At 54.7% G+C, this 24,566-nt stretch carries 27 protein-coding genes; 10 read left to right on the forward strand and 17 right to left on the reverse strand.

What is annotated here, in order from left to right; translation table 11 throughout:
• From F556_RS38350 to F556_RS0114965, 4 genes are all read right to left on the reverse strand, one after another.
• Nucleotides 1–274, reverse strand: a 274-nt coding sequence (locus F556_RS38350; RefSeq protein ID WP_169447593.1) for a hypothetical protein, incomplete at its 3' end; no start/stop codon positions are given.
• A gap of 110 nt (nt 275–384) precedes the next feature.
• Complete coding sequence (locus tag F556_RS0114955) at nt 385–1,971, reverse strand: peptide chain release factor 3 (protein ID WP_020617786.1); 1,587 nt, start codon at nt 1,969–1,971, stop codon at nt 385–387.
• A gap of 282 nt (nt 1,972–2,253) precedes the next feature.
• A complete protein-coding gene (zwf, locus tag F556_RS0114960; protein ID WP_020617787.1) occupies nt 2,254–3,807 on the reverse strand; it encodes a glucose-6-phosphate dehydrogenase in 1,554 nt (517 codons plus the stop codon).
• A gap of 150 nt (nt 3,808–3,957) precedes the next feature.
• Nucleotides 3,958–4,755 (reverse strand): YwmB family TATA-box binding protein, encoded by a 798-nt coding sequence (locus F556_RS0114965; RefSeq protein ID WP_020617788.1) that lies wholly within the window; start codon nt 4,753–4,755, stop codon nt 3,958–3,960.
• A 73-nt stretch (nt 4,756–4,828) separates the two neighbouring features.
• On the opposite strand from F556_RS0114965, the gene F556_RS0114970 reads away from it, so the two are divergent.
• Both F556_RS0114970 and F556_RS0114975 read left to right on the forward strand, forming a co-directional pair.
• Nucleotides 4,829–5,218, forward strand: a complete 390-nt coding sequence (locus F556_RS0114970; RefSeq protein ID WP_020617789.1) for a hypothetical protein — start codon at nt 4,829–4,831, stop codon at nt 5,216–5,218.
• Between the two features lie 239 nt (nt 5,219–5,457).
• Nucleotides 5,458–6,702, forward strand: a complete 1,245-nt coding sequence (locus F556_RS0114975; protein WP_157272766.1) for a hypothetical protein — start codon at nt 5,458–5,460, stop codon at nt 6,700–6,702.
• A 301-nt stretch (nt 6,703–7,003) separates the two neighbouring features.
• On the opposite strand, the gene F556_RS0114980 is transcribed toward F556_RS0114975, so the two are convergent.
• Entirely contained in the window at nt 7,004–7,447 is a 444-nt protein-coding gene (locus F556_RS0114980) for a DUF6157 family protein (protein WP_245583069.1), read from the reverse strand.
• A 105-nt stretch (nt 7,448–7,552) separates the two neighbouring features.
• Between F556_RS0114980 and greA the strand changes: the two genes are divergently transcribed.
• Nucleotides 7,553–8,032, forward strand: coding sequence for a transcription elongation factor GreA (greA, locus tag F556_RS0114985; RefSeq protein WP_026297309.1), 480 nt, complete (start codon nt 7,553–7,555; stop codon nt 8,030–8,032).
• 69 nt (nt 8,033–8,101) lie between these two features.
• On the opposite strand, the gene F556_RS0114990 is transcribed toward greA, so the two are convergent.
• On the reverse strand, nt 8,102–9,442 hold the full coding sequence (locus F556_RS0114990) for a molybdopterin molybdotransferase MoeA (RefSeq protein ID WP_020617793.1): 1,341 nt from the start codon (nt 9,440–9,442) through the stop codon (nt 8,102–8,104).
• A gap of 133 nt (nt 9,443–9,575) precedes the next feature.
• Here F556_RS0114990 and mobB point away from each other — a divergent pair, with 133 nt between their 5' ends.
• Complete coding sequence (gene mobB, locus F556_RS34110) at nt 9,576–10,079, forward strand: molybdopterin-guanine dinucleotide biosynthesis protein B (RefSeq protein ID WP_020617794.1); 504 nt, start codon at nt 9,576–9,578, stop codon at nt 10,077–10,079.
• A gap of 84 nt (nt 10,080–10,163) precedes the next feature.
• Here mobB and F556_RS0115000 read toward each other — a convergent pair whose 3' ends face one another.
• From F556_RS0115000 to F556_RS0115040, 9 genes are all read right to left on the reverse strand, one after another.
• Nucleotides 10,164–10,841 carry a PspA/IM30 family protein gene (locus tag F556_RS0115000; RefSeq protein WP_020617795.1) on the reverse strand — a complete coding sequence of 226 codons (678 nt, stop codon included), beginning with the start codon at nt 10,839–10,841 and terminating at the stop codon, nt 10,164–10,166.
• A gap of 2 nt (nt 10,842–10,843) precedes the next feature.
• Nucleotides 10,844–11,257, reverse strand: coding sequence for a PspC domain-containing protein (locus F556_RS0115005; RefSeq protein WP_026297310.1), 414 nt, complete (start codon nt 11,255–11,257; stop codon nt 10,844–10,846).
• A gap of 251 nt (nt 11,258–11,508) precedes the next feature.
• On the reverse strand, nt 11,509–12,159 hold the full coding sequence (locus F556_RS0115010) for a response regulator (RefSeq protein ID WP_020617797.1): 651 nt from the start codon (nt 12,157–12,159) through the stop codon (nt 11,509–11,511).
• A 4-nt stretch (nt 12,160–12,163) separates the two neighbouring features.
• Nucleotides 12,164–13,159: a sensor histidine kinase gene (locus tag F556_RS0115015; RefSeq protein WP_020617798.1), complete on the reverse strand. Its 996-nt coding sequence runs from the start codon at nt 13,157–13,159 to the stop codon at nt 12,164–12,166.
• 243 nt (nt 13,160–13,402) lie between these two features.
• The gene (locus F556_RS0115020; RefSeq protein ID WP_020617799.1) at nt 13,403–14,095 is read right to left on the reverse strand and encodes a PspA/IM30 family protein; all 693 of its coding nucleotides are present in this window, start codon (nt 14,093–14,095) and stop codon (nt 13,403–13,405) included.
• Between the two features lies 1 nt (nt 14,096).
• Complete coding sequence (locus F556_RS0115025; RefSeq protein WP_026297311.1) at nt 14,097–14,570, reverse strand: PspC domain-containing protein; 474 nt, start codon at nt 14,568–14,570, stop codon at nt 14,097–14,099.
• 7 nt (nt 14,571–14,577) lie between these two features.
• A complete protein-coding gene (locus F556_RS0115030; protein WP_020617801.1) occupies nt 14,578–15,258 on the reverse strand; it encodes a PspA/IM30 family protein in 681 nt (226 codons plus the stop codon).
• Between the two features lie 34 nt (nt 15,259–15,292).
• Entirely contained in the window at nt 15,293–15,586 is a 294-nt protein-coding gene (locus F556_RS0115035; RefSeq protein ID WP_020617802.1) for a LiaF transmembrane domain-containing protein, read from the reverse strand.
• 240 nt (nt 15,587–15,826) lie between these two features.
• Complete coding sequence (locus F556_RS0115040) at nt 15,827–16,651, reverse strand: AraC family transcriptional regulator (RefSeq protein ID WP_245583073.1); 825 nt, start codon at nt 16,649–16,651, stop codon at nt 15,827–15,829.
• Between the two features lie 145 nt (nt 16,652–16,796).
• Between F556_RS0115040 and F556_RS0115045 the strand changes: the two genes are divergently transcribed.
• Nucleotides 16,797–18,014, forward strand: a complete 1,218-nt coding sequence (locus F556_RS0115045) for an alpha-L-fucosidase (RefSeq protein WP_020617804.1) — start codon at nt 16,797–16,799, stop codon at nt 18,012–18,014.
• A 102-nt stretch (nt 18,015–18,116) separates the two neighbouring features.
• On the opposite strand, the gene F556_RS0115050 is transcribed toward F556_RS0115045, so the two are convergent.
• Both F556_RS0115050 and F556_RS0115055 read right to left on the reverse strand, forming a co-directional pair.
• Nucleotides 18,117–18,413: a hypothetical protein gene (locus F556_RS0115050; RefSeq protein ID WP_020617805.1), complete on the reverse strand. Its 297-nt coding sequence runs from the start codon at nt 18,411–18,413 to the stop codon at nt 18,117–18,119.
• 1,104 nt (nt 18,414–19,517) lie between these two features.
• Nucleotides 19,518–20,177 carry a M15 family metallopeptidase gene (locus tag F556_RS0115055; protein WP_020617806.1) on the reverse strand — a complete coding sequence of 220 codons (660 nt, stop codon included), beginning with the start codon at nt 20,175–20,177 and terminating at the stop codon, nt 19,518–19,520.
• A gap of 190 nt (nt 20,178–20,367) precedes the next feature.
• Here F556_RS0115055 and F556_RS34115 point away from each other — a divergent pair, with 190 nt between their 5' ends.
• From F556_RS34115 to F556_RS0115080, 5 genes are read left to right on the forward strand one after another with little or no spacing between them, the layout of a single operon-like run.
• Nucleotides 20,368–20,934 carry an RNA polymerase sigma factor gene (locus F556_RS34115; protein ID WP_020617807.1) on the forward strand — a complete coding sequence of 189 codons (567 nt, stop codon included), beginning with the start codon at nt 20,368–20,370 and terminating at the stop codon, nt 20,932–20,934.
• Entirely contained in the window at nt 20,912–21,736 is an 825-nt protein-coding gene (locus F556_RS0115065; protein ID WP_020617808.1) for a hypothetical protein, read from the forward strand. Before F556_RS34115 ends, F556_RS0115065 begins: the two co-directional genes overlap by 23 nt.
• Nucleotides 21,720–22,598: an ABC transporter ATP-binding protein gene (locus F556_RS0115070; protein WP_020617809.1), complete on the forward strand. Its 879-nt coding sequence runs from the start codon at nt 21,720–21,722 to the stop codon at nt 22,596–22,598. The genes F556_RS0115065 and F556_RS0115070 overlap by 17 nt, the downstream gene beginning before the upstream one ends.
• A complete protein-coding gene (locus F556_RS0115075; RefSeq protein WP_020617810.1) occupies nt 22,595–23,734 on the forward strand; it encodes an ABC transporter permease in 1,140 nt (379 codons plus the stop codon). The genes F556_RS0115070 and F556_RS0115075 overlap by 4 nt, the downstream gene beginning before the upstream one ends.
• A 2-nt stretch (nt 23,735–23,736) precedes the next feature.
• Nucleotides 23,737–24,549, forward strand: a complete 813-nt coding sequence (locus F556_RS0115080; RefSeq protein ID WP_040716581.1) for an ABC transporter permease — start codon at nt 23,737–23,739, stop codon at nt 24,547–24,549.
• Nucleotides 24,550–24,566: the final 17 nt, after the last annotated feature.

Raw genomic sequence — 24,566 nt, forward strand, 5'->3', positions numbered from 1 at the left:
CCAGCAGGTTGCCGAGCAAATAGAGGAACAAAGGTGCGTTACAGCGGGCGATTGGCGGAGATGCGGGCAAATAGAGGAACAAAGGTGCGTTACAGCAGATGGTTGGCGGAGCTACGGGCAAATAGAGGAAGAAAGGTGCGTTACAGCTGCTGACCAGCAGGTTGCCGAGCAAATAGAGGAAGAAAGGTGCGTTACAGCGGGCGCTTGGCGGAGCTACGGACAAATAGAGGAACAAAGGTGCGTTACAGCAACCGAGCAGCGGGTTGCCAGACAATTAGAGGAACAAAGGTGCGTTACAGCGACCGACCAGCGGGTTGCCGGACACATCTGACTAAAAAAAGACCCATGCAGCATATGCATGAGTCTCTTGGTCTTTATTCGTGGCTAAGGCGCTATCTCCAAAAACTTGGAGCTTGGATTTTTGTCCATCGCGGTACGCATGGCGTACTCATTCTCGAACAAGGCCACATAGTTGCCCTTCTTGTCCTTCACGAGTGTCGAGTTAATCCGGTACTTGGACGGGTCGATCTTGTCGTCGACGATCCACCGCGCAAACTGGAATTGCAGACGGTGCAGTTGGATATCCACGCCGTACTCGCCCTTCATCCGATACTCAAATACCTCAAACTGGAGCTGACCGACGACGCCGAGAATCGTCTCGTCGAAGTTGCCCGTCGAATGGAACACCTGAATGGTCCCTTCCTCCGTCAACTGGTCAATGCCCTTCTGGTACTGCTTGTGCTTGAGCGCATTCTTGACTGTCACCTTGGCGAAAATCTCCGGCGAGAACGTGGGGAGCTCATTGAACGTGATCTGTCCGCCCTGGGAGAGCGAGTCACCGATTCGGAAAATGCCCGGATCGAACAGACCGATAATATCACCCGGGTACGCGGACTCGACAATATCCCGGTCCTGAGCCAGAAACTGCTGCGGCTGGGACAGCTTAATATCCTTGCCCACCCGCACATGCTTGACACTCATCCCCCGGTCAAAACGGCCCGAGCAGATGCGCAGAAAAGCGATCCGATCGCGGTGTGCCGGGTTCATATTGGCCTGAATCTTGAACACATACCCTGAGAACTTCTCCGCCGTCGGCTCGATCACGCCCTCATTGCTTTCCCGAGGCGTTGGTGGTGGTGCCAGCTGGAGGAAGTTCTCCAAGAAGGTCTGAACACCAAAGTTGTTGACGGCGCTGCCGAAGAACAGCGGCGTCAGTTCCCCCTGCTGCACTTTTTCCAGATCAAACTGATCGCCCGCTACGTCGAGCAGCTCCAGATCGCCCTTCAGTTGCTCATGCAGGAAGTCGCCAGCCATTTTGCCGATAATGTCATCGTTATAGCTGTCAACCTTGCGAACTTCGATTGTCGAATGGTCGGTGCCATTAAACAGCTCGACTTGATTCTTCATCCGGTCGTAGACGCCGCACAGATCCCGTCCCATGCCTATAGGCCAGTTCATTGGCACTGCACGAATACCCAGTACCTGCTCGAGCTCCTCCATCAGATCAAATGGACTCTTGCCCTCACGGTCCAGCTTGTTAATGAATGTAAAAATCGGAATGCCTCGCTGACGGCACACCTGGAACAGCTTGATGGTCTGCGCCTCGACACCTTTGGCGACGTCAATGAGCATGACGGCGCTATCGGCTGCCGTAAGCGTCCGGTAGGTGTCTTCACTGAAGTCTTGGTGACCAGGCGTATCCAGAATGTTGACGCGATGACCGAGATAGTCAAACTGCATGACGGAAGAGGTGACCGAGATCCCGCGCTGCTTCTCGATTTCCATCCAGTCGGACGTTGCATGACGGCTGGCCTTGCGCGCCTTGACCGTACCTGCGAGGCGGATCGCGCCGCCGAAGAGCAGGAGCTTCTCGGTCAGGGTGGTTTTCCCCGCATCGGGGTGAGAGATGATAGCGAACGTACGGCGCCGCTCCACCTCTTTCTTCAATTCGTCGGTTATTGGTTTACTCATGCTTGCCTTCCCTTCGTTCGTAGCAAATTGGCTCAAAAAAGCAAACTGATCTAGATTAAGTTTTCGAGAGTCGCTGTGGGAAGAGGGGCTTCCGATCGCTGTTATTCCCAGGTTTCATAATTATTATCGACTCAGCGGTTGAAATCCGGGAACAAAGGCGAACGTTCAACGCTTTCTGTAAGAAAGCGACCTCGGAAGCATACGCTTTTCTCCAGCCTCCCTCTTCCCTTCACTGCTCCTCGTTCACTCCGTCTAAAGACAGAATCTTTTATTAACCAATCATTATTTAGAGTTGGAGACCCAAATGACGTTGTCCTCTTCCTGGCCGTTGACGGGCCACCAGTGGAAGCCGTCCTTGGCGAGCAGTTGCTCTGCCTCTTGAGGGCCCCAGGAGCCTGCCGGGTAGGTCGGGATGTCGCCCTCGTCCTTACGCCACGCGGCAGCGATTTTGTCCACGAACGCCCAGGCGTGCGACACTTCGTCCCACCGGGTGAAGTAGGTGGACTCGCCGCGTGTGGCATCAAAGATCAGCCGCTCGTAAGCTTCGGGTGTATTCAGGCCGATCAGGCAGCTCTGGCAGAATTCCATCGCTACCGGCTGGACCTGAGAGTCTGCGCCTGGCTTCTTGGCGTTGATCTTGATGTAGATGCCCTCCATCGGATTGACCCGGATGACGAGCAGGTTCGGATTGAGTTGATGCTTGCCGCCAAACAACACATTGTTCGGCACGTTCTTGAACTCAATGACGACCTCCGTCGTCTTCACCGGCATCCGCTTGCCCGTCCGGATGTAGAACGGTACGCCAGCCCAGCGGAAGTTATCCACCATGACCCGAGCAGCAAAATAGGTCTCGGTCTTGGAGTCCGGTGCAACGGAATCCTCCTCGCGGTAGCCTGGTAAATCCTTGCCACGAGCAGAACCGCTGGTGTATTGACCGCGCACCACATGACGTGCCGCCCGCTCCAGCGTGTCGTACTGGCGCAGCGACCGCAGCACTTTGACCTTCTCATCGCGAATGTCTTCAGGATGCAGTCGGCTCGGCGGCTCCATGGCGATCATACTGAGCATCTGCAGCATATGGTTCTGCCCCATGTCGCGGAGCGCCCCGGATTTATCATAGTAGCCGCCGCGTTCCTCCACGCCGACCGTTTCAGATAACGTAATCTGTATATTAGCAATATGCTTGTTGTTCCAGAGCGGTTCGAAGAAGGCATTGGCAAACCGCAGCACTTCGATATTCTGAACCATCTCTTTGCCCAAGTAATGGTCGATCCGGAAAATATCTTTCTCGTCAAACACTTGGGAGAGCTCATCGTTAAGCTTTTGCGCGGATTCCAGGTCGTAGCCGAATGGCTTCTCAATGACAACGCGGTGCCAGCCTTTGGTTTCCAGCAAGCCGCCATCCCGCAGATTATAAGAAACCGGCCCGAACAGCGAAGGCGCCAGCGCCAGATAGAACAGGCGGTTGCCCTGAATACCGAATTGCGTATCAAGACGAGCCGTGAGCTCGCTCAGTTCGCGGAAGCCGTCGACATTGTTAATATCGAGCGACATATAGACGAAATGCTCGGCGAACCGGTTCCATTGCTCGGCATCGTCCGCCTTGTAGCGCGAGAACTCGGTGATTGATTCATATACATCCTCACGGAATTGCTCATGGGTACGGGGGCGGCGCGCCAGGCCAACTACTGCAAAATCCTCAGCCAGCTTGCCTTCCTTGTACAGACTGAACAAGGCAGGGAACAGCTTGCGGCGGGCCAGGTCGCCGGTAGCTCCGAACAAATAAAATACCGCTCCCGCGGCAGCAGTGGGTTCCATTGTATAGTAATCTGCCATAATCCCTCATTCTTTCCTATGTATTTGAATGCATGCATGGGTGTTATCTTGTACTGTAGTTTAGCATATCTGCCTGACAAGTGCTATTCATCGGTTCATAAAAAAAACTGATCCTTCCCCATATAAATGGTGATGACCGGCGGACGGGAATTACCTGGAGCGCGGACTGTAATCGCCTGTAATGAGAGGGATACCTCCGGCAATCGTATGACTGCCTGTGAGGCGGTCATAATGCGTTGCCAGTTGCAGATTGATTTGGGCCTCCCCACTGAATGCCGACCGTCCCAGACGATCCGTGTAGTATGTGCTGCTAGATGAGCCGTTATCCTCATACCGCTCCTGTAGTGATGCGCCTGCCGCTTCGGCGATTCGTTCCGCTGCATCCTCCACTTGTGCCGTTCCCCGGAAGGAAAGAGACCATGTCTCCTCCTCCCTCAATCGTTCTAGCGGCTCTTCCACAAATCTTGCCTGCTTCAGCAGCTCCTGCCGGGACAGCCCGGACTTCGTTTCCAGCACCAGCACAAAGGCCTGCGGAGCCTCCGGCTCCGAGTTCTCCGTCTCGGCGTGCCACAGGGTCCAACTTGCGCTCCCTTGCTGGCGTCTCGTCACCAGTCCTTCCGTCGTACCCGACATGGGTGGCAATTCAAGCCGTTGCGCGAGTGCCTTGATCTCCGATACACCGGCCCGTCCGTCCCAGCGCATCGACCATTCCGCCGACTGTGCCCCTCCTTGCAGCCAAGGATCCGTCCATCCCCACAAGCTGTCCACCGTCTGGGCCAGTGTCTCAGTTGGACGGCTGTCGACTGGGGCAGCCGTTTCCTGGCGAACCAGCCAAATGGCGCACACCATCAAGATCACCAGAGCTACCCATACACTACGCCACTTCTTCGTTCTATTAGAAGATTGGGCCAAGCGAATCTCCTCCTCCACCGGCAAAAGCCGTGACATCTGGGTATTTGACCATACGCATCCGCCCCCTGGTGAATATACTGCTTGCAGAAGCCTTGGGAGGTGTCAACGCATGGAACCTATTTTTCCGCTTCACGAAGAGCGGATCAGTCAGTTCTGCGGTCAGGTTGTATGTGCGGTGATGAAAGACGGTACGCGATATGTCGGCGTGCTCAGTTCATGTAAAGGCGGCCGGCTGATGCTGAACGACCACGGATCGCATGGGCATACCGGCCATCCGCATATCAGCAGTGATGCAGGAATCAGCGCAGCCAAGCCAGATAAGAAAAAGAACTCCAAATCCAAGAAAGCAGCCAAGGAAGCCGAGCCGACTGCGGAAACACAAGCTTTTGGCCCCTATGGCTACGGGTATAACTACGGCTACGGTCCAGGTTATTACCCCTTCGGCCCGCCAATTGGACTGGAGCTCGGCTTACTGGCCTTCTTATTCCTGTTGCTGTAGTCGCACCGCTGGCTGGAATGGTTTGAGAGAGCGCTCGCCGGTGAACGGTCGGGCGCTTTTTGGGTTTGTTCCACTCTTTTCGTTATAGGATAAGTTCGATTCAGTGATGGATATTCCTGCCTTTTTGGGTGAGGTTTAGGAGCGGTTGCAATCTTTTTCTCAGAAAAGTGGTAAATTCATCCTAATCCCGGTTATATAGATAGTATAAATCTGTTCATGAACGAGAGGCGGGTGCACGAATGGTACAGTCTGCACGAAGCATTGTCCGAGCCGGATATTCTCACAGAGTACACCCGGTGATGCCTTACGCCCACTATCCACAACAATACGAGGAGTCTTTGATCTCTCCGTTTAACAGCTACACTTACTTTGGAAAAGGCACCTGGGCCCGTACTGTGCGCTCCGCGGCCGACAGCGTCCGCGAGTGGCGGGAGCAAGGCGAACAGCTGCTTCAAGAGCTGCAGCGCTTTCTCGGAGCACACACGTCGCCTTGGCATGCTCGCAAGCTCACCTTGTCGAATGCAGATATGAAGGGCAAGGTACAGCGGGGTGCCAGAATACATACGTACTCCCTTCATATTGTTGCTCCAGCCCAGGCGGAAATGGTGTGCAGCTATGAGCTGGCTCAGGACGGGTTGTCCATCGCTGAACCCGGTCGGCACCGGTTCTTGGTCCGGCAGGGCGAGCAAATGACAGAGCTCTCTGTAGAAACCAGCATGACGGATACGAACGGACATCTGCTCGCCAAGCTCCAGCAGACGATCCAACAGGCGGATCTCGGCATCCAGGTTGATATTTTGGCGGACAATGGACGTCAGCTCCTGGCATTGGAGCTTAAAGGCAGCCAAGCTTTTTGTTTGACTGACCTGGAGGGAAGCGTCATCTCTGCGGTCGGGGCGGGGCAGCCGTCGTCTGCCGCTGAACATGCCCGTGTGCAACTCGACGGTGGTTCTGTGCAGACCGTTCAGAATAGCTTGTTAACGCTCGATGCTGGTCGGGTGAAGCTGCAGTTGGATGGAGCGGGGACCCAGCCGTCGACTGTCAAGGTCGAACAGGATCAGGAAGCCGTGATTGATAGCATCCGCCTGCTCATGGAACAGGTCAATAGCTTGATTAACGAGGATTCAGACGGAGCAGAACTGCTCAACCCCGAGCTGCGGGACAGCATTCAACGGGTGATGAACTCGCCTTCATACTCCTTATTAGGCTTTTCCCAGACGGCGCTAAGAACCTGGTCACTGGATACTGAGCTGCTTGCGGCCGCTCTAGCAGATGATCCTGGACGGGTCGAGCGGGAACTCGGAGGGCCCTATGGCTGGGCTGGCCGTCTGAACGAGACGATTGCCCGCCTCATTGAATGGCCTGCGCGGGAGATGATGAATCCGGCGGATCAGTTAATGCATCAGTTTACGCTGTACGAGTCGTCGATGCAATCCTATTGGCATGTCCCCCACAGTGGATGGATGATTAATGAACAGGCTTGAGTCACGGTGAAGTGAGTGCCAGCCACACGCAAACTAAGCTGGCCAGCTATTCCGACACAGCACCCACCCCTGCTGCTCTAACGGCGACAGGCGCGCTTATTCGGTCCATTTGGCGGTCGTTGCTGGGCTAACGGACACAGATAGAGTGTCGATTAATACTGTATCGGTTATCGCGCATCACTCAGGATTCATGTTTTGCTGTAACGAACACCACAGCACCTATTAGGCCTTAAAGTTCTGAAATATCCCATTCGCCCACGAAGCTTCTCCTGGATTACAGGAGTAAGCTTCTTTCCGCAATTCAAGATTCCTTGCGTTTGTTGCGCATGGCGCGAATTAGCTTGATCCCTTCCTGCTCCCCCTGCGCGAATGCCTGGTATTCCGGCGATTCCACCGGGTATAGCGCCACTTTGCCAGCTGCGTCAAAATGAATTCCCCAACCGAATTTCTTCGGCAACATCGATGCACGCAAGCACGGCTGTTGTTTGCTGCGAAACGCCTCTTCCAACGCTTGGCCCTCGCGCTCCCGTTCCTCATCCGAGAGACCTTTTTGCTGAATATGCACTTCCACTAGCAGCTCGTCTGATGTGAAATGGTACGGGTGCCGGGTAATCAGTTCATGCTCGATGCCGGCTTTGGTTTTGGAGCCGCCTCTCTCGGGCGGTACGATGCCATACTCTGCCGGACAATCTTCAGCAATCAGAATAAAGCTTTCATAATAGTTAGTATCCACGGGCTCACTCACCTCTTTATTTAAATGAAATGCCGTCCCCTTCAGACTTGGCTTCCGAGGATGGATAGTATACAATTGAACGAAACGCAAGCTATTGGTGAAGGGCGGTTGCAGGAATTGGAAAATGAAGAATTAATTTTGACGCCAGAAGGGCTGGCCAAGCTCGAAGCTGAGCTCATGGAGCTGAAGACAGTGAAGCGCAAGGAACTGTCGGAACGGCTCAAGGTCGCGATCAGCTATGGCGACTTGAAGGAAAACAGTGAATATCATTCGGCCAAGGACGACCAGGCCTTTATGGAAACACGCATCCTTCAAATCGAGCGGATGCTGAAGACTGCCAAGGTCGTGGATGCCAGCAGCCGGACCTCCGATGTCGTGAGCGTCGGCGGCGCGGTTGTGCTTCATGACCTGGAATTCAATGAGAAAATCGAGTATCAAATCGTCAGCCCGGTTGAGGCCGATGTTGCAGATAACAAAATTTCGTACGAAAGCCCGCTCGGCAAGGAGCTCATCGGCAAGAAAGTCGGTGACAAGGTGAACGTTACCGCGCCAATGGGCGTCATCACCTACGAACTGTTGGAGATCAAGGAAGGCTGATACCCTCAGTGAACGCTGCCAGCGATTAACCCAGCACAAGGGACCCTGAAAAGGGTCCCTTGTTGCCATTTACTGCATTCCGTCTTCTGCCAGCAAGACCACCGGATCATCCTGAAGCAGCAAGACCTCTACTCGCTCACCTGCCGCAGCACCTCTTGAACCCGATGGGACACGAATCAGAGCTTGGGTTTCCGGCAACGATGCCATCATGCCCGATTTGCCATAGCCCAGCGGGTCAGCCTGCAGCTGCCCGTCCTGCACCACCAGGCGGCAGCGCACGAATCTTTCATGCGGGCTGCCTTTGTCAATGTCATGCAGCAGCTGCGCCTGCACCGCTACAGACAGCGCAGACTCGTCACCCAGGCGGTGACGGATGAACGGCCGTCCGAATAGCTCGAAGCCCACGTAACAGGCGCCGGGGTTGCCGGATAACGCGAACAGTGGCTTGTCCCCGATCAGCGCTGCCGAGGTCGGGCTCCCGGGGCGCATGGCCACCTTGCTGAACAGCACCTCTGCCGGAGCTCGGTTGTACTCGCCGGTTTCGGCAATGCTGTTCATGAAGTCGGCCATCACATCGTAGTCGCCCACCGACACGCCGCCGGTGGTCATCACCCCATCACAGCTCGCCAGCGCGACATCAATAGCCGCTGTGACCTGGTCCAGCCGGTCCGGGAGCGCCCCGAACAGCACCGGCTCTCCGCCGCTGCGCGCAACCAGCGCCGCCAGCATGGCGCTGTTGCTGTCGCGGATGCGGCCCGGCTCGAGCTGCGCCCCCACCGGCAGCAGCTCGCCCCCGGTCGCGAAGACCGCAATGCGCGGCTTCGCGAAGACCGATACTTCGGCATACCCGAAGGTGCCGAAGACTGCGATGTGGCCCGGCGTGATGAGCGTGCCGGGCCCCGCCAGTGCGCCGCCGAGGCGAAATTCCTCGCCCGGCTGCGCCACATTCTGGCCGGGGGCGGCGGCGTGCTTCACCTGCACCGCCGTCCCGCCGGCCAGGAGCGCGTGCGCCGTCTGCTCCAGCATGACGACGGCGTCCGCGCCCTCCGGCACCGCCGCGCCCGTCATGAGGCGCACGGCTGTGCCGGACTCGACGATCGCGCGGGAGACCTCTCCCGCCGCGATCGCGTCGATGACCCGCAGCGTCACCGGCTTGTCCGCTGACGCCTCCTGGACATCCGCGCTGCGGATCGCGAAGCCGTCCAGCCCTGCCCTTGGGAACGGCGGCCAATCCGAGGTCGCTGTCAGCGCTTGAGCGAGCCGACGGCCGCCGCTCTCCCAGAGCGCCGTGTGCTCGACGAGACGCGGCTGCTCCGCCCGATTGAGCGCCGTTAGTAGTCGTTCCTGCGCCTCTCCCACCGGCACGGCACGGCGGTTAAAACGTGTACGATCGTCTTGCCCCACATCCATTCATCCCCTCATCCTTTTTTCATATCATACCAAATGGATCCCTTTACTGAAACACATCGCCGCAAATCGCGACTCCCCAGCTTCCAAGCAGCCCCCCCTTCCTGTACAATAACAGCAGCGAAAGGAGGAGCCGATGAACCCACCTCATATTTTCCAAATCGTCGGATTTAAGAACGCCGGCAAGACGACGCTGCTCTGCAAGTTGATTGGGCGGCTCAAAGCGAGCGGCAAGCTGGTTGGCACGATCAAGCATGATGGACATGACTTCGTAATGGATCACCCGGGTACGGATACCTGGCAGCATCAGCAGGCGGGAGCGGATGCGGTCGCCATCACCTCTGCGCATCAGACGGCATGGATTCGCAAGCAGGCGACACCACTGGAAGATCTGATCGAAGGAATGTCAGACATGGATGTCATCCTGGTCGAAGGCTTCAAGACGGCAGACTACCCCAAGCTGGTCCTGCTCCGTTCGCCGGAAGATCAGGTATTGCTCAGCCAGCTCTCGCACCCGGTAGGCATCATCTACGGTTACGACGAGGTAGAGTCCAATCTTCCTTTGCGGGAGACACCCGGCTTCCACCGCGACGACGATGCGGACATTGCCCGCTTATTACTGAGCATTATGGGAGACTGAGCCTGACACGGAGGAGCGTAATCCGATAAGCAAACGCACAGCAGCCTCACCATCTGAAGACGGTGAGGCTGCTCCTATATATGATTAGTTGTTCACTTTGCGCTTCAACGCTTCCAGCTGCTCATCAACCTTCAGCTGCGTCGAAGGGTCAACATAGGTCTGAGTCGTTCCGCTATATGTGGAGCTATAGCCTGTGCTCCGGCTTACAGCTGCTTCTGCTTCCAACTGCATGATCTTCTCTTCCATCCGGCTGAAGCCGCGGGAGGCGCCGCCTGCCTGGATCACTGGCTGGCTGCTGACTTGTGACAGCTGCTTGGTAGCCTTGGCCGCTTCTGCACGGGATGCGAGCTCCTGACGCTTGCTCTTCAGGGCAACGAACTCATCTCTCATCCGCTCCAGATCGCCTTGCAGCTGCTCCGTATGCGACTGCAGCTCGGATGCGCGCTGACCGAAATCGGCCGCTTGCTTCTCGGCACCCAGCTTCTCTTCGAGCAACTGACGGGCCAGCTCTTCATTGCCATCACGAAGCGCTTGTTCAGCTGCCTGCTCACGGGAGGCTGCCAACTCAGCAGCTTGATCGGCACGTTGTTTGGTCATGCGCTCGGAAGCCATTTGCTTCGCCACCGTACGCTCCGCGTCGAAAATTTCTTGCTCCATGTCACGCAGGTATTGATTCAACATGATGACGGGATCCTCTACCCGATCCAATGCCTCGTTCAGTGATGCTCTTGTCATATCGCCCAGTCGTTTGAAAATACTCATGATTATTTATCCCCTTTCTCAAAATCAGCAATTTTTTTACGCATCTCTTCCAATTCCTTACGCAATGCTTTAGTTTCCATGTCCGCCATCATCCGGTCTACCCGGCCAGGCGAAGCTTCTGCAGCGCCATATCCATGGTCAGTACCTGTTGCACCCGTTGAAGGGTTTTGCGGAGGCCATGCATTCCAACCTGTGCCGCCGGCATGAGCGCCTGCAAAGCTATAAGGCGGCTCAGGCGACTTCGGAATGACAAAGCCTGCAATCAGGTAAATGAACAATAACGCGCCGTGGGTAAGAATTGTACCGACAATGAACAAGATCCGCAGCAGCGTTGCATCCCAGCCTGTCATTTCGGAGATCCCGCCGCAGATCCCCCACAACTTCCTGTCTCGTGTAGAACGATACCATTTCTTCATCTTAGCTCTCATCCCTTTCCTGTAACCTCTCTTGCTTATGTGTTAATTGTACCTTGTTCTGCGGCTTGGCATAACAGACCAGGGGCGGTTTTTCAACCTAGCTTTAGGTCTAGGTCGGTGCTGCACTTAAGGCGGAGATAGCCTCCGACCATCCGTCTTTTCAGGCCCCAGACATCAACCCTATCCACCCCACGGTGCAAAAAAAAACCGTACCGTCCATGGATTCATGGATGATACGGGGGCAAGTTGGTTTACTCTGCTATGTCATGCTTGTGCGCGTAGATGGCCGCCTGAGTGCGGTCGTCCACATGCAGCTTGGAGAAAATATTCGTAATATGGTACTTTACCGTCTTGATGCCAATGAACAATTCGTCAGCAATGTCCTGGTTGGTCTTGCCTTCCGCCAAACGCTTGAGCACATCCATTTCGCGTTCCGTCAGATCGTCGTGCAACGGTTTTTTCTCCGGCGCCTTGGGTTGGCGGAACCGGTTCATCATCTTGGCCGCCACCTGTGATTCCAGTACGGACTGGCCGCGCGACGCCGCACGGATGGCATCGGCAATCTCGCTGGCGCGGGAGGTCTTCAGCAGATAGCTGAAGGCCCCCGCCTCGATGACGGGATACATCTTGCCATCATCAATATAGCTGGTCAGCACGATGACCTTGCAATCCGGATGGATCTCGAGCAGCTTCTTGGTGGTCTCCACTCCGTCCATCGGCTCCATGACAAGATCCATCAAGACCACATCCGGCTTGTAGTTCTGGGCGAGGCGGATGCCATCCATCCCATTGCTCGCCTCACCCACAACCTCAATTCCATCTTCCGTATCCAGCACCGCCGCAAGACCGATGCGGACCATCTCGTGATCGTCAATCAGCAATACTTTAATTTCCTGTTCCATACGGCTATTCGCCTCCGCCTTCTTCCGCTATGATCGGGATCCAGATTTCAATGCCAGTGCCTTGACCAGGAGCAGTAATGACATGCATCGTTCCGCCCAGCTCCATCACCCGTTCCTCCATGGTCAGCAGACCATAAGAGGTCTGTTTTTTCTCCTCCATATCGAAGCCTACGCCATCATCGCGCATCGTCAGCCGCAGCTGATTCCCATGACGTTCAATACGTATATTGAACTCATTGGCTTTGGAATGCCGCAGCGTATTGGATAACGCCTCTTGAATGATGCGGAATAAATGATCTTCTGCATGAGGAATCAACTGTACAATTGGATCCATCTCCAGCGTGATTTTCATTGGCACTTTCTGCCGCAGCTCCTCCATCAAGCCTTCCAGAGCCTGACCGAGATTCTTGCCCTCCAGATGTACCGGCCGCAGATGAAGCAGCAGCGCGCGCATCTCGGACTGGGCAACAGACGCCATTTCCTCAATAAGTTCCACCTGCCGACGGGCCCGGTCAAAATCCTTCTCCAGCGTCCGCCCAACAGCCGTCGCCGTCATGGAGATGGCAAACAATTGCTGGCTGACCGCATCATGCAGCTCACGCGCCAACCGCTGCCGCTCCTCCGTAATTGCGGTGAACCTCAGCTGCTCATGGCGCAGCTGCTCTTCTTCCCGCTCTACTCTGGTCTCCTCGGAGTCGTCCTCCGAGTTGATCGTTACACTGCGGAACCGTTTGCGCTGCTGCTCGGTCAGACGTTTTATGGTTTGCTTCAGCTTAACGCTCTGCAGGTAGCTGTAGACAGCTCCACTGACGAGGGCTACGCCGATGACGGACAGACCGATGACGGCCGCAGTTCCTTGCAGTTGGAACCAAGGCAAATATCCCGTTCCTTGCAGGACCAGAACAAGTAAGCCAAGGATGACCAGCAGCCATAGAATCGTCTCCGCCGTATTGCGTCTGGCCGGACTACCCGGTTTGCCTGGCGGTTTGCTGCCATTCATGCCGCGCCCCCCTTTCTCTACCATTATGTACGCAGCCTGGCTGCGGGTGTTTCATACCTCTTAAAGGCAGCCCGGCTGCGGGTGTTTCATACCTCTTAAAGGCAGCCCGGCTGCGGGTGTTTCATACCTCTATCCCAGCGCATCACCTGGCCAAACGTGCAATAGCAAGCAGGTGTCTCCACCGGCTTGCTACCTTAAGCTGCACAACTCAGATGAATCTGCAGGAGTTCAGCATTGCAAGTCTTATTCCGACTGTTCAGGCGGGTTAAGCTTGGCTTTCATCGCCCGCAGCTGCTCTTCGACTTCAAGCTGCTTGCCAGCGTCGAGGGAGCTGACCCCACGGCTTGGTCCGTTATAGTATGAGCCTGGCGCTCTCATCACATCAGCTTCCGCTTCCATCTGGACGATTTTCTCCTCCATCCGGCTGAAGCCGCGCGCTGCACTGCCGCTCTCGATCGCATGCGTGCCGCCGAGCTGGGACATTTGCTTCTTCGCCTTGGCCATCTGAGCCCGGGCCACCAACTCATTGCGTTTGTTGCGAAGCTGGTAGAACTCATCCTTCATCTCGTGAAGCTGAGCCATCAGCTCATCCGCCTGAGACTTGGCTTGAGCATGCATGTCACTGTACTCGTTTGCCTTCTGATCATAGTATACCTTCTCTTCAAGCAGCTTGCGAGCCAGTTCTTCATGTCCGGAGCGAAGTGCCTGCTCGGCCTTGCTTTCACGGTCCATCACCTGGCGAGCCGCTTCCTCGAAGCGCTGTTTCATGCGGCGCTCATTCGCCATTTGCTTGGCTACTGTTACTTCAGCCTGGTGAATTTCCGCTTCCATGTCACGCAGATATTGGTTCAACATAACAACCGGATCCTCTAATTTATCAAGCATCTCATGGAAAGAAGCTTTCGTCATATCTCTCATTCGTTTAAAAATCCCCATTTTAACGATCTCCCTTCTCATATCTGGATAGTTTAGCCTTCAGCTCTTCCAGCTCTTTGCGCAGTGCCTTCTTCTCGATATCGTCCATCATTTCATCGAGTTGCGAAGATTTCCGTTCGTAACTGTGGTCGCTGCGTGTCTGCTGCCGAGTCTGCGACTGCCAATCGGTTGGTCCCGGACGTCCATAGGGATCGCCTTGTGTCGAACCGGGATTATAGTAGCCTTGGCCGCCAGGGCCATAGGGGTTATTGTATCGTTGGTCAAACCCACCACCGAAACCAGTGTAGACAGGCGGTTCCTTTGGTACAACCAGTCCAGCCAGTATATAGACCAGAATCATAGCGCCGCTGGAGAAAATGACCGCCACAATGAACAGCACCCGCAGAAGCGTAGCGTCGATGTTCAGCATTTCGGCAACTCCTCCACACAGGCCTAACAGTTTTCTGTCCCTTGTGGATCGGTACAATTTCTTCATGACGTCATCAACCTTCCTTTTCGAGTTTCCGTTTCAGTTGCTGCAGCTCTTGCTCAATCGTGGACTGCAGTGAATTCATGGAGGCATTAGCCTGGTTCATAAATTGCTGCCCTGCCCGGCGAAGGTCTCGTAGACTTCCCGCTTCGAGCTCCATATCGCTGATGCGGTCATCCAGCCTGCGGAACATGCCGCTGGGGTTGCCCCCGGAGCTTTGATTATTATAGCGTGCGTTCATCCGCTGCTGCAATCGCAGGGATTCCATGCGGGCCGAGTAATATTCGCGTTTATCATAGACGGCCTGGTACTCGCTGCGCAGCTCTTGGAGATGATCTTCCAACTCGTCAATATTTTGCTTGCTTTGCTCGTAGAGCTCTTTATATTGAACTGCGCGTTGGTCATGAGCCGCTTTTTCCTGAAGTGCCATGCGTGCCACTTGCTCCTCGCCGGCTTTCAGTGCTGTCATTGCCTGTTGCTCGCGCTTGTCTTTTTGCTGTTCGGCCTGTAGCCATTGCGTCCGGAGATGATTCCCGTGACCTGAGTATTGCTGATAGAGCCGTTCCGCCTGGATAATCTCTTCTCTGGTGGACCAGAGGAACTGATCGATCAGCCGGACCGGATCCTCAGCCTTTTCCAGCCGTTCATTCAACGTTGCAACCGTTATATCTCGCACTCGCTTGATTAGACTCATCGTTTGACCTCCGATTCTTTAAAGATACGATTCATTAGTACGCACGCTTGTTGCCTCTAAACAGGGATACGCCGAGGACCACCAGACCAACCGCTACCAGGAACATGAACAATCCGGAGAGCTTGCCAAGCAGCATGATCAATCCGATTGCGAACATCACACCGCCGATTAGCTTGCTGTCGTTCTTGATGCCGACATAACCAAGTCCCATCAACAGGAGCGGGAACAGGAACGAGATAATCGGTCCCAAGGTAACTCCCAGAATCTTAAGTGCAATCCATCCACCCATAATCACCAACAATACGCCGAGCGCTGTTTTGCCATTCATATCAGTGCCCACCACCTTTCTTCTAATGTCGATCCGCAGGTCGCGATGGCTGTTTGTTTTGCATGTCCGCCAGTCGTGTCCGCTTCTATGTCTCTATTGTAGGATGGATTGGAGTTTTTCAAAACGGACCTGCGGCGGTTTTTGCACCTGGACTCAGGTCGGGGACGCTGCCGTTCCCAGGTCTCGCGGGGACTCAGACCCTGCGGTCGCCGCGGGATGTGTGGGCTGGCTTGTCGGAGGTTAGCGCTGCATGATTTTGCGGTATTCACGGGGGGAAAAGCCAGTATAGCTCTTGAACATGGAAGAGAAGTTATGCTCGTCGATACCGACTGCGCGGGCAATACCGCCGATGGGCTGATCGCCGCTTAGCAGCTGACGGGCACGATCAAGCTTGCGCCGGTTGATGTATTGAATCGGTGAGCTGCCGAACACGGCATGGAACGCGCGGATAAAGTAGTTGGGGTGATAATGCACAAGCTGAGCGAGTTCATCTACGGTCATGCGCCGATCTAGGTTTGCTTCAATATAACGAGCCACGTGGGCCAGCTTGCCCGGCTGGGAGGCCGTACCTGGTTCGGGCTCGGATACTTGACTGACCACAAGTCCGATCAGCTGCAGCATCGCGGCACGAGCGTTCAACACGCTTGCCGGCGTTCGCTTGGCATGCTCTTGCACCAGAAGGTTGAATAATCGTGTGGCCTCCGCCGGATCGTCCAAGTCGTAGCAGACCGGAAAGCGATACAGCTCGAACAAATCCCGGTTACCTACTCTCGCCGTGAAGTGACACCAGTATTTATAAAAAGCATTGTCTGCATCGGTCCGATAAGATTGCCTGATATGGCAGGGCATCACGACGAGCTGATCTTGCTGGGGAACGTAGGTCTTGCCATCTACCGTGATCTCGCCTTGCCCAGCGAGGATAAGATACATCCGGTTGAAGCTATGTACATAATCGTCACGCCGCCACTGACTGTCTACCTGCTGCAGATCAGCCATGATCACATCCGCCTGCAAATGACCAAGTACACTGGAGAGCGATTCCATCTCAGGAGTAGGCATATTCATTCTGTTCACCGCCACCCTTCCTTAAAATTCAGGTTAGAATTGACTAAAAACAGGTTAACAAACGCCATAGTGTGTGTCAATGGCTCGGTCTATGATGAATAGGAAGCGATTTGAATCCTTACACTAGAGAAGGAGGATTTTGAAGATGATCCGGCGTTTCAACGATGAGCGTGACCGTTTTTTTGACTTGAGATACGGTCTGTTTGTGCATTGGGGACTGTACGCGATTCCCGGCTGGCACGAACAAATCCTGTGGCGTGGAGACACCTCCCGCGAGCAATACGAGCAATTGATTCATGAATTCAATCCCGTGAACTTTGATCCGGAGGCCTGGCTGGATCTCGCCCAAGAAGCGGGAATGCAATATTTGTGCATCACCACCAAGCATCATGACGGCTTCTGTCTCTGGGACACCAAGCAGACGGATTACAATATTATGCATACGCCTTATGGACGGGATGTGCTCGCCCAGCTGGCAGAGGCTTGCCGGAAGCGGAACTTCCCGCTTAGTTTGTACTACTCGTGTCCGGACTGGCATCATCCAAATTATCCGAATCAAGGACGGCATCATGAGATGTTCGGCCCGCGTGCAACCGATACGCCGGATCTGGATCTCTATTACGCGTTCGTGAAAGAACAAATACGGGAGCTGCTGACCGGGTATGGCCCGATCTACCAATTGTTCTGGGACGTGAACGTGGCGGAATACTACAATCCCGAGCTTAACGCGTATGCCCGTTCCTTGCAGCCTGGCCTGTTGATTAACAATCGGGGCCCGGATGACGGGGATTACAGCACGCCGGAGCGAGAGCTGCCGGAGGGGTTGGCCTTTGACCGACCAACAGAGGCTTGCCAGTCGCTTGGCCGCGAGAGCTGGGGCTACCGCTCCGATGAGGATTACTACAGCCGCAAGTTCCTGATGCAAAGTGTGGACCAGATTCTGGCGATGGGCGGCAACTATTTGCTCAATGTCGGTCCCCGTGCTGACGGTTCAATCGCGGAGGAGAACGCGGCCACATTGCGTGCCATCGGTTCGTGGTATGGCAAGGTGCGGGAAGCTTTCGATGGCACGTACCCAGCCTCCTATTTAAAGTCGGACTCGTATGACCAAGTGCTGCTGACGCGGAAATATAACCACGTCTATGTCCATGCCTACCAGGATTTGCAGACGAGTAGTATTACGCTGAAACCGCTGGATCGTCTGCCTGCTCGTGCTGTTCTGCTGAATGACGGCCGTGAGCTGCCGGTACGTATCGCCAAACTTCCATGGTATTGGAAGGAGAAGCCCTATCTACAGGTGCAGAACATTCCCATTGACGAGTATCCTGGCGAGGTACTGGTGGTCCGGTTGGATTTTGAATGAAAAAAAGCGATGCCGGAGAGGGTCTCCTGCATCGCTTTTTTTGTAGCATTGCCTTTTTGAAGCCTTGCGTTGATTCACGTTCTTGCTCTATACGCACAATCGTTACCTTATTCTGCCGCGCTGGGCCGAGTTGATCAGGAGGAACAACCCCGAGATCAAATGCAGGAACCAGCCAACGAACGGGATCCATGCCAGCAGAGAGGTCACAATGCCAATAGCGGGTCCGTAAGCCGGCTCATGATTGGAGCGAGACAGCACATACGTAACAAGATGTAAAACCAGCATGACTCCTAACAGGGAATAACCACTCGACAAAACCAAGGCCCCGCCCAAAACGGGAATGGCCAAGAACAATTCAGCTATACCTGAAAAAAACTTCAATATCCGTGACAGGGTCATCAGCAGTCACTCCTTCTTATGTCATGGTACCCATTTTCTCTTACCCACATTGTCTGAATTCGAAGATGTGATTCGCTAGAATCCTCGCATGGGGGCCCAGCGACGGGCTGATCGAAGCGGCAGAGGTAGCTCCCGAGTGGCATGGTGTATGGTAGATTGCGGCAAATACAGCTTCCGAGCGGTGCGGTAGATCGCAGGTCCTGGCGCGCTCTCGATCGCAGCGGCAGCTCCTTCCCGCAGTAGAGCGCAGCATGATGGCTGGCGGTCGGTCGAGTCTTGTCTGCGCAGCCTTGCGCCGGTCTCACGTTTAATCTATGCACCATTTTATTTTCTAGCCAACCCAACTTTCAAATTCAGGTCATTCTATATACGATGAAAAGCAAACCTGGTCTCGTAAGAAGTTAATTTACACCTACTACCTATGCCTTCCCGCACCCTCTCTCGCCCTACACATCCTCCATAAACGACCCCGGTGTCAGCGCAAATATATAGAAAGTTTACTTAGAACAGCTAAAGATGGCTCCAGTGCTGACTGCAAGTATAATAAGTTTACTTAGAGACCACTTTGGCATGGTGGGCGGCGCTCCAACGAAAGTTTCTTGCCTTACAGCACCAGCACACACCCTAACGCACCCTCCAACGAAAGTTTCTTGCCTTACAGCACCAGCACACACCCTAACGCACCCTCCAACGAAAGTTTTTTCCTTACAGCACCCGCACACGCCCTACCGCATCCTCCAACGAAAGTTTTTTGCCTTACAGCTCCCGCACACACCCTGCCGCATCCCCCAACGAAAGTTTCTTGCCTTGCAGCACCCGCACACACCCTACTGCACCCTCCAACGAAAGTTTCTTACCCTACAGCACCCGCACTCGCCCCGCCGCACCCTCCAACGATAGTCTTGCCTTGCAGCATTCGTACACTGGGGACGGGTTACGTTACGTTTGCCATCTCGCATTATTCGTCGCTCAGCACACACGCATGTAGCCGCAGACTTAGCAAACACAATTCCAGCAGAAATCCCGGGCTAGGAGCGGACCCGGGATTCTTGCTGGAATGCAGCTAGCTGGTCTAGGAGTCTGGCGTGGTGAGTAATCTATGACTTAGCCTCCCATATACTCCTCCAAACAAACACCCAAGCGCTCCATTTCCTGCGCTGCTTCACGTCCCACATACCGGAAATGCCATGGCTCGTAGCGTGTCCCCGTCAGGTGCATCTTATCCCGAGGATAGCGGAGAATAAAACCGTAGCTGCTGCAGTTTTGCGCCAGCCACTCGTACACTTCACGATTTGTCGAACGGATCTTGTCAGCGTTGATATCGACCGCAATCCCCAGTTGGTGCTCACTATGATCGGGCAGGGCTACCCATGCTTCGGCCAGCTCCCGGGACTCTTCCGCCGAATGCCCCTCTGAACGGTAAGCCTCAATTTTCTCCTTCATGATTTGTTGCTGCGTTGCTTTCGTCCGGTATCCTGATCTCACAACCGTATGATGTCCAGTTGCTCTCGCAGCTTCCAGCATCTGCTGGAGTGCCGGGTAGATTCGCGCATCCACGGACTCTCCGCCAGCCAGCTGCACCAGCTCCACCATATAGTCTTGTGGTATGGCATGCCAGCGATTGACCAACCGCAGCCGCCAGTCCCCTTTTCGGTTAGCTCTCCGATTGTTAGTTGGTTGTGCAGATCTATGCCATGTCCCGCCGAGGGTCAACAGTGTACTAATGATGAACAGCAGCGGCCCTGAGGTCAGTTTGATTTTCATGTTTCCCAGCCACCTTTCCTATCAGCCTGTCCGGCTTGATATCTCTATTTTACCGGGATACGGCGCTCAGGGTTTGAGTTTTGACTTAGCAATTTCTTAAGAAAGCGTAAGACTTCTCTTAATATTTATTCTGGCTTAAATCTTTTTGTACAATTACCATCGTCTATATGGTGAAAATGAGGTGAGAGTCGTGTATACGGACGAGGAACTGGCAGGCCGATTGCAGCGGGGCGATCCCGAGGCGCTCGACGCGCTGATCCGACGCCACTATCAGCTGGTGTTCGCTTATATCTACCGGTGTACCGGTGGAGATTATCATACCGCCTATGATCTGACCCAAGAGACATTTATCAAGCTGGTACGCGCGGCCGGCACACTCGCCAGCGGTGATAGCCTGAAGCCCTGGCTGTTGCGGATCGCGCTCAATACATGCCGGGACTACTATCGCAGCCGCACCTACAAGAGCAGGCAATCTGCCCCCTATCAGGAAGAGTTGGCCACAACTACGGACCGCGTCGTGCATCTGGGAAAGGACCTGGAAGATCGGGAAGAGCTGGAACGTCTCCTGAGCCTGCTGCCGGATTACCAGCGGGAGACGATGATTTTGCGCTATTATCATGATCTGAAAATCAAAGAAATTGCCGAAGTGATGTCGGTTGGCGAATCGACTGTAAAATCGCGGCTCAAGCAAGGGCTGGACAAGCTGCGCCAGCGGTTTGGAAGGAGGGAAAAGCATGACAAGAAAAACGCTGAATGATGACCTGCCTGACGTATCAGAGGAAGAACTAAAGCGGTTGGAGAAGCTGCTGAATAATTGGCAGCCACCTTATCCAGCATCATCAGATGTTGACAGGACCATCGCTGCCGCAAGGCTGGAGCTACAATTGCAGAACGATACCAAGCCTGCTCCAGGCCTGTGGATAGCAAGACTGCTGCGACTCACGGCAACCGAATTATCCGGCTTCAACACATGGTATTGGGTGATGAGTCTGTTCCTTTATATCCTTGGTCTCGCGGTATTGCTGCAATTCCAAGGAGAGCCTCGGTTTGCATTATTCGCCCTGGCTCCAGTGCCGTTCTTGGTTGGTCTATCGGAGGTTCTGCGCAGTCGGGATACGGGGATGCTAGAGCTGGAAATGTCCTGCCGGTACAACGGGGCAAGCGTCATGCTGGCCAAGCTGTGCATCACTGCCGGCTATACCATCCTGTTGAACGCATGCGCAGCGACCTGGTTCGCCAGCTCGTACGCCGGCCTCGGACTGGGGACCCTCATGCAGGCCTGGCTCCTTCCATTTACACTCATGACAGCGCTAGCCTTGGCTGTTGTCATGCGTCTGCGTGGAAGCAATGCCGTAGTGTTGACGCTCTCGATTTGGGGCAGCTGCTGTGTACTATTGCTATTCAACCCTGGCATCATAGAACAGCTCACTTCGCTTCCGTACAGTACCGGACTGCTGGCCGCCACGCTGGGAACGGGATTGGCACTCTTTCTGGGGTATCGGCTACTGCAACAAACAAACACGGGGAAAGGAGGCGATTGGCTTGAAGCTGGTTATTGATCATGTCAGTCGCAGCTATAAGCGGCACTTAGCCATTGATGACGTCAGCTGTGAACTGACGCCTGGTATTTATGGCTTGATTGGCCCCAACGGAGCCGGCAAAACAACGCTTATGCGCATGCTCGCCGATGTGCTGCGCCCGAGCAGTGGCCAGATCACGGTCAATGGTACATCGACGGCCGTACTGGGCGAGCGGTATCGAGATCTGCTCGGGTATCTGCCGCAGGAGGTTGGGTTTTATAGTTACTTTACTGGGGAACGCTTTATGCGTTATATAGCTTCTCTAAAAGGGCTGCCCGGCCGCGAGTCGGAGGCGCGAATCACTGCTCTGCTCCGGCTGGTCCAGTTGGAGGATCAACGACATCGCAAGATCGGACACTATTCTGGTGGCATGAAACGGCGACTCGGCATCGCACAAGCGCTCCTCAATGACCCAAAACTGCTTATTCTCGATGAACCTACAGCGGGACTGGATCCCAAGGAGCGAATCCGGCTGCGCAATCTGCTCTCCGATATCTCCGGTGAACGAATCGTCATCCTGTCGACCCACATCATCACAGATATCGAGTTTATTGCCAAGGAAGTGCTCATTCTCAAAGATGGGCGGCTGGTTCGCCAGGATCCACCGGAGCAGATCCTCCATGAACTGGAGGGTAAAGTTTGGAGCGTGCAGATCCCCGCACATCGGCTGCATGAACTGGAGAAACAGTATATGGTAGGTAATATTCAGCGACGCGGTGATGAGGCTTTGGCCCGTATCATTGCCGACCGACGTCCCGAAGGGGAAGCGACAGCACTTGAGCCGCGACTGGAGGATATTTATCTCTATTACTTTGGGGATCAGCCGGAGCGTGACGAATGATGAACCAACTGATTCAATTGGAGTTATACAAGATCTTCTCTCAAAAAGTAATCTACATCGCCGCTGCGGTCTTCGCTGCCCTATATATTTCCCAGTTTTACAGCAGTTTGCCTTCTGCCGAGCAGCGGGCGCTGGACAAGGCAGCTTATACCACCTATGGTGGTGTCCTGACCGAGGACAAGCTGGCGTGGGTGGAAGCACAATATGAAGCCTATGAACAAGCCCGTCTTGCTGCAGGAGACCAAAGACTCCATTTGGAGGAATCTTTCAGGGCCGAGCATCGGGTTGCGATGGATTTCAAAAGTGCCCTGCAAGGGAGAGCAACAAAACCGCTCGATGAGCATCCATCGTCTGAATCGGGCAACCGTATTGTCGTTATTGCCTCAACCGGCGAGCAAGTTGTCGTCATCCAACAGGAAGTCTGGCTGCGTATCCTCATCTTTATTCAGGAGGTCGGCTATTTCTTCGTCGCTGCGCTGGTCATTCTGGGACTTGCCGGCAGCTACAGCCGCGAGACAAGCGCAGGTATGGATCAGCTGCTGTACAGCTCCCGCCACGGGCGGGGCAAGGGGACGGTGGCCAAGCTCCTGGCCGGTGCGGCCTATTGCGCCACGATTCCACTATTTTTCGGAGGGCTAGTCGTATCGCTCTATGGTGTTCATTACGGACTCCATGGCTGGGATGCGCCGCTAATCCATTACACTCGGCTCTTCGGACAGACCACTTTTACAGGGACAGCACTGCACTATTATGGCCTTCAAGTGCTCCTCTCTGCAATCGGCTGTATCGCGCTGGGCTGGCTAACCATGCTGCTATCGGCATGGAGCCGCAACGTTCTTGTTCCCGCTATGATTGCAGGTCTTCTATTTATTCTGCCCGTTATCGTGCTGTTCCTGAGTTTACCGGAATCCCCCGTAACTTGGGGGGTCATGCTTTTATTCCGGTACATGGAATTCATTCAGGCCAACTACATTGAGGGACAGATTCCGGAACTTTTCTTCCTGCTATGGGGCTCTTTAGATCGGGGCATTAGCGCTGGTCGGGCAGATCCGATGATTATGTACCAACTGTTATTGAGTCTGATGATCCCGGCAATCCTCCTGTATTGGAGCATTCGGAGAAAGCAGGTGAGATGACAATGATGACGCTGATCCGAATGGAGCTGTACAAACTGGTGGCGGGACGTTGGCTCCTCGTAGCTTGTGGTGGCATTGTTGCAGCCGCTGTCCTCCAGGCAGCGATGCATTATCAATGGTCGGATAGGTCCGCCTGGGAGAGCATCGTACGCTTCCCCTATGCATCCGGGGCTGCGTACGAAGCGATCCTGCTGCTGTTCGTTCTGCCAGGCTGTTTCAATCTGGAGCGCCAGTGGGGGACACTGACGCTGCTGTTGAGCTCACGCAATGGCCGCACCAAGGTGCCTTCTGCCAAGCTCTGGGCTGCCTCGCTGTATACGACCGGCGTTGTGGCCGGCTGCTGGCTCTTGGGACTGACCATCCACCTCTCTTATGGAGGCTGGGAGGGCTGGGATGTTGCCTTACAATCGATGCCCGGCTATGCGGATTCGCCTTGGATAATGCCAATCTGGCAATACGTCTTGATTCAGATCGGAACCAATTGGCTTGGCTGCATGACTTTCATGCTGTTTCTGCTCTGGCTGTCAGCGGCATGCCGCTCATCGTTGACGGTCTTTTTTCTGGGCGGCATCGTGTTTGTCTTGTCTTTTCTGATCCATAACTTCTCGGTCTTCTCGCTGCCTTGGGCGCTCAAGAACCTCACGATGATGGAGGTGCTGCGTGTGGAAAATGTATTCAACCGTCCCCGTTATGTGCTTGCCGGTCCATGGGCGCTTCATCTGCACCCCGGCTGGTTTTATCTGTATACCATCCTGCTGGCAGTGGTGCTCGCTTGTTCGGCCAATCGGAGGGCAAGACGCGAGGAGGCAACGTAACACTCTCAATTAACCAG

Origin of the sequence: Paenibacillus daejeonensis DSM 15491 (assembly GCF_000378385.1) — a bacterium.
Classification (GTDB): Bacteria; Bacillota; Bacilli; order Paenibacillales; family Paenibacillaceae; genus Paenibacillus_D; species Paenibacillus_D daejeonensis.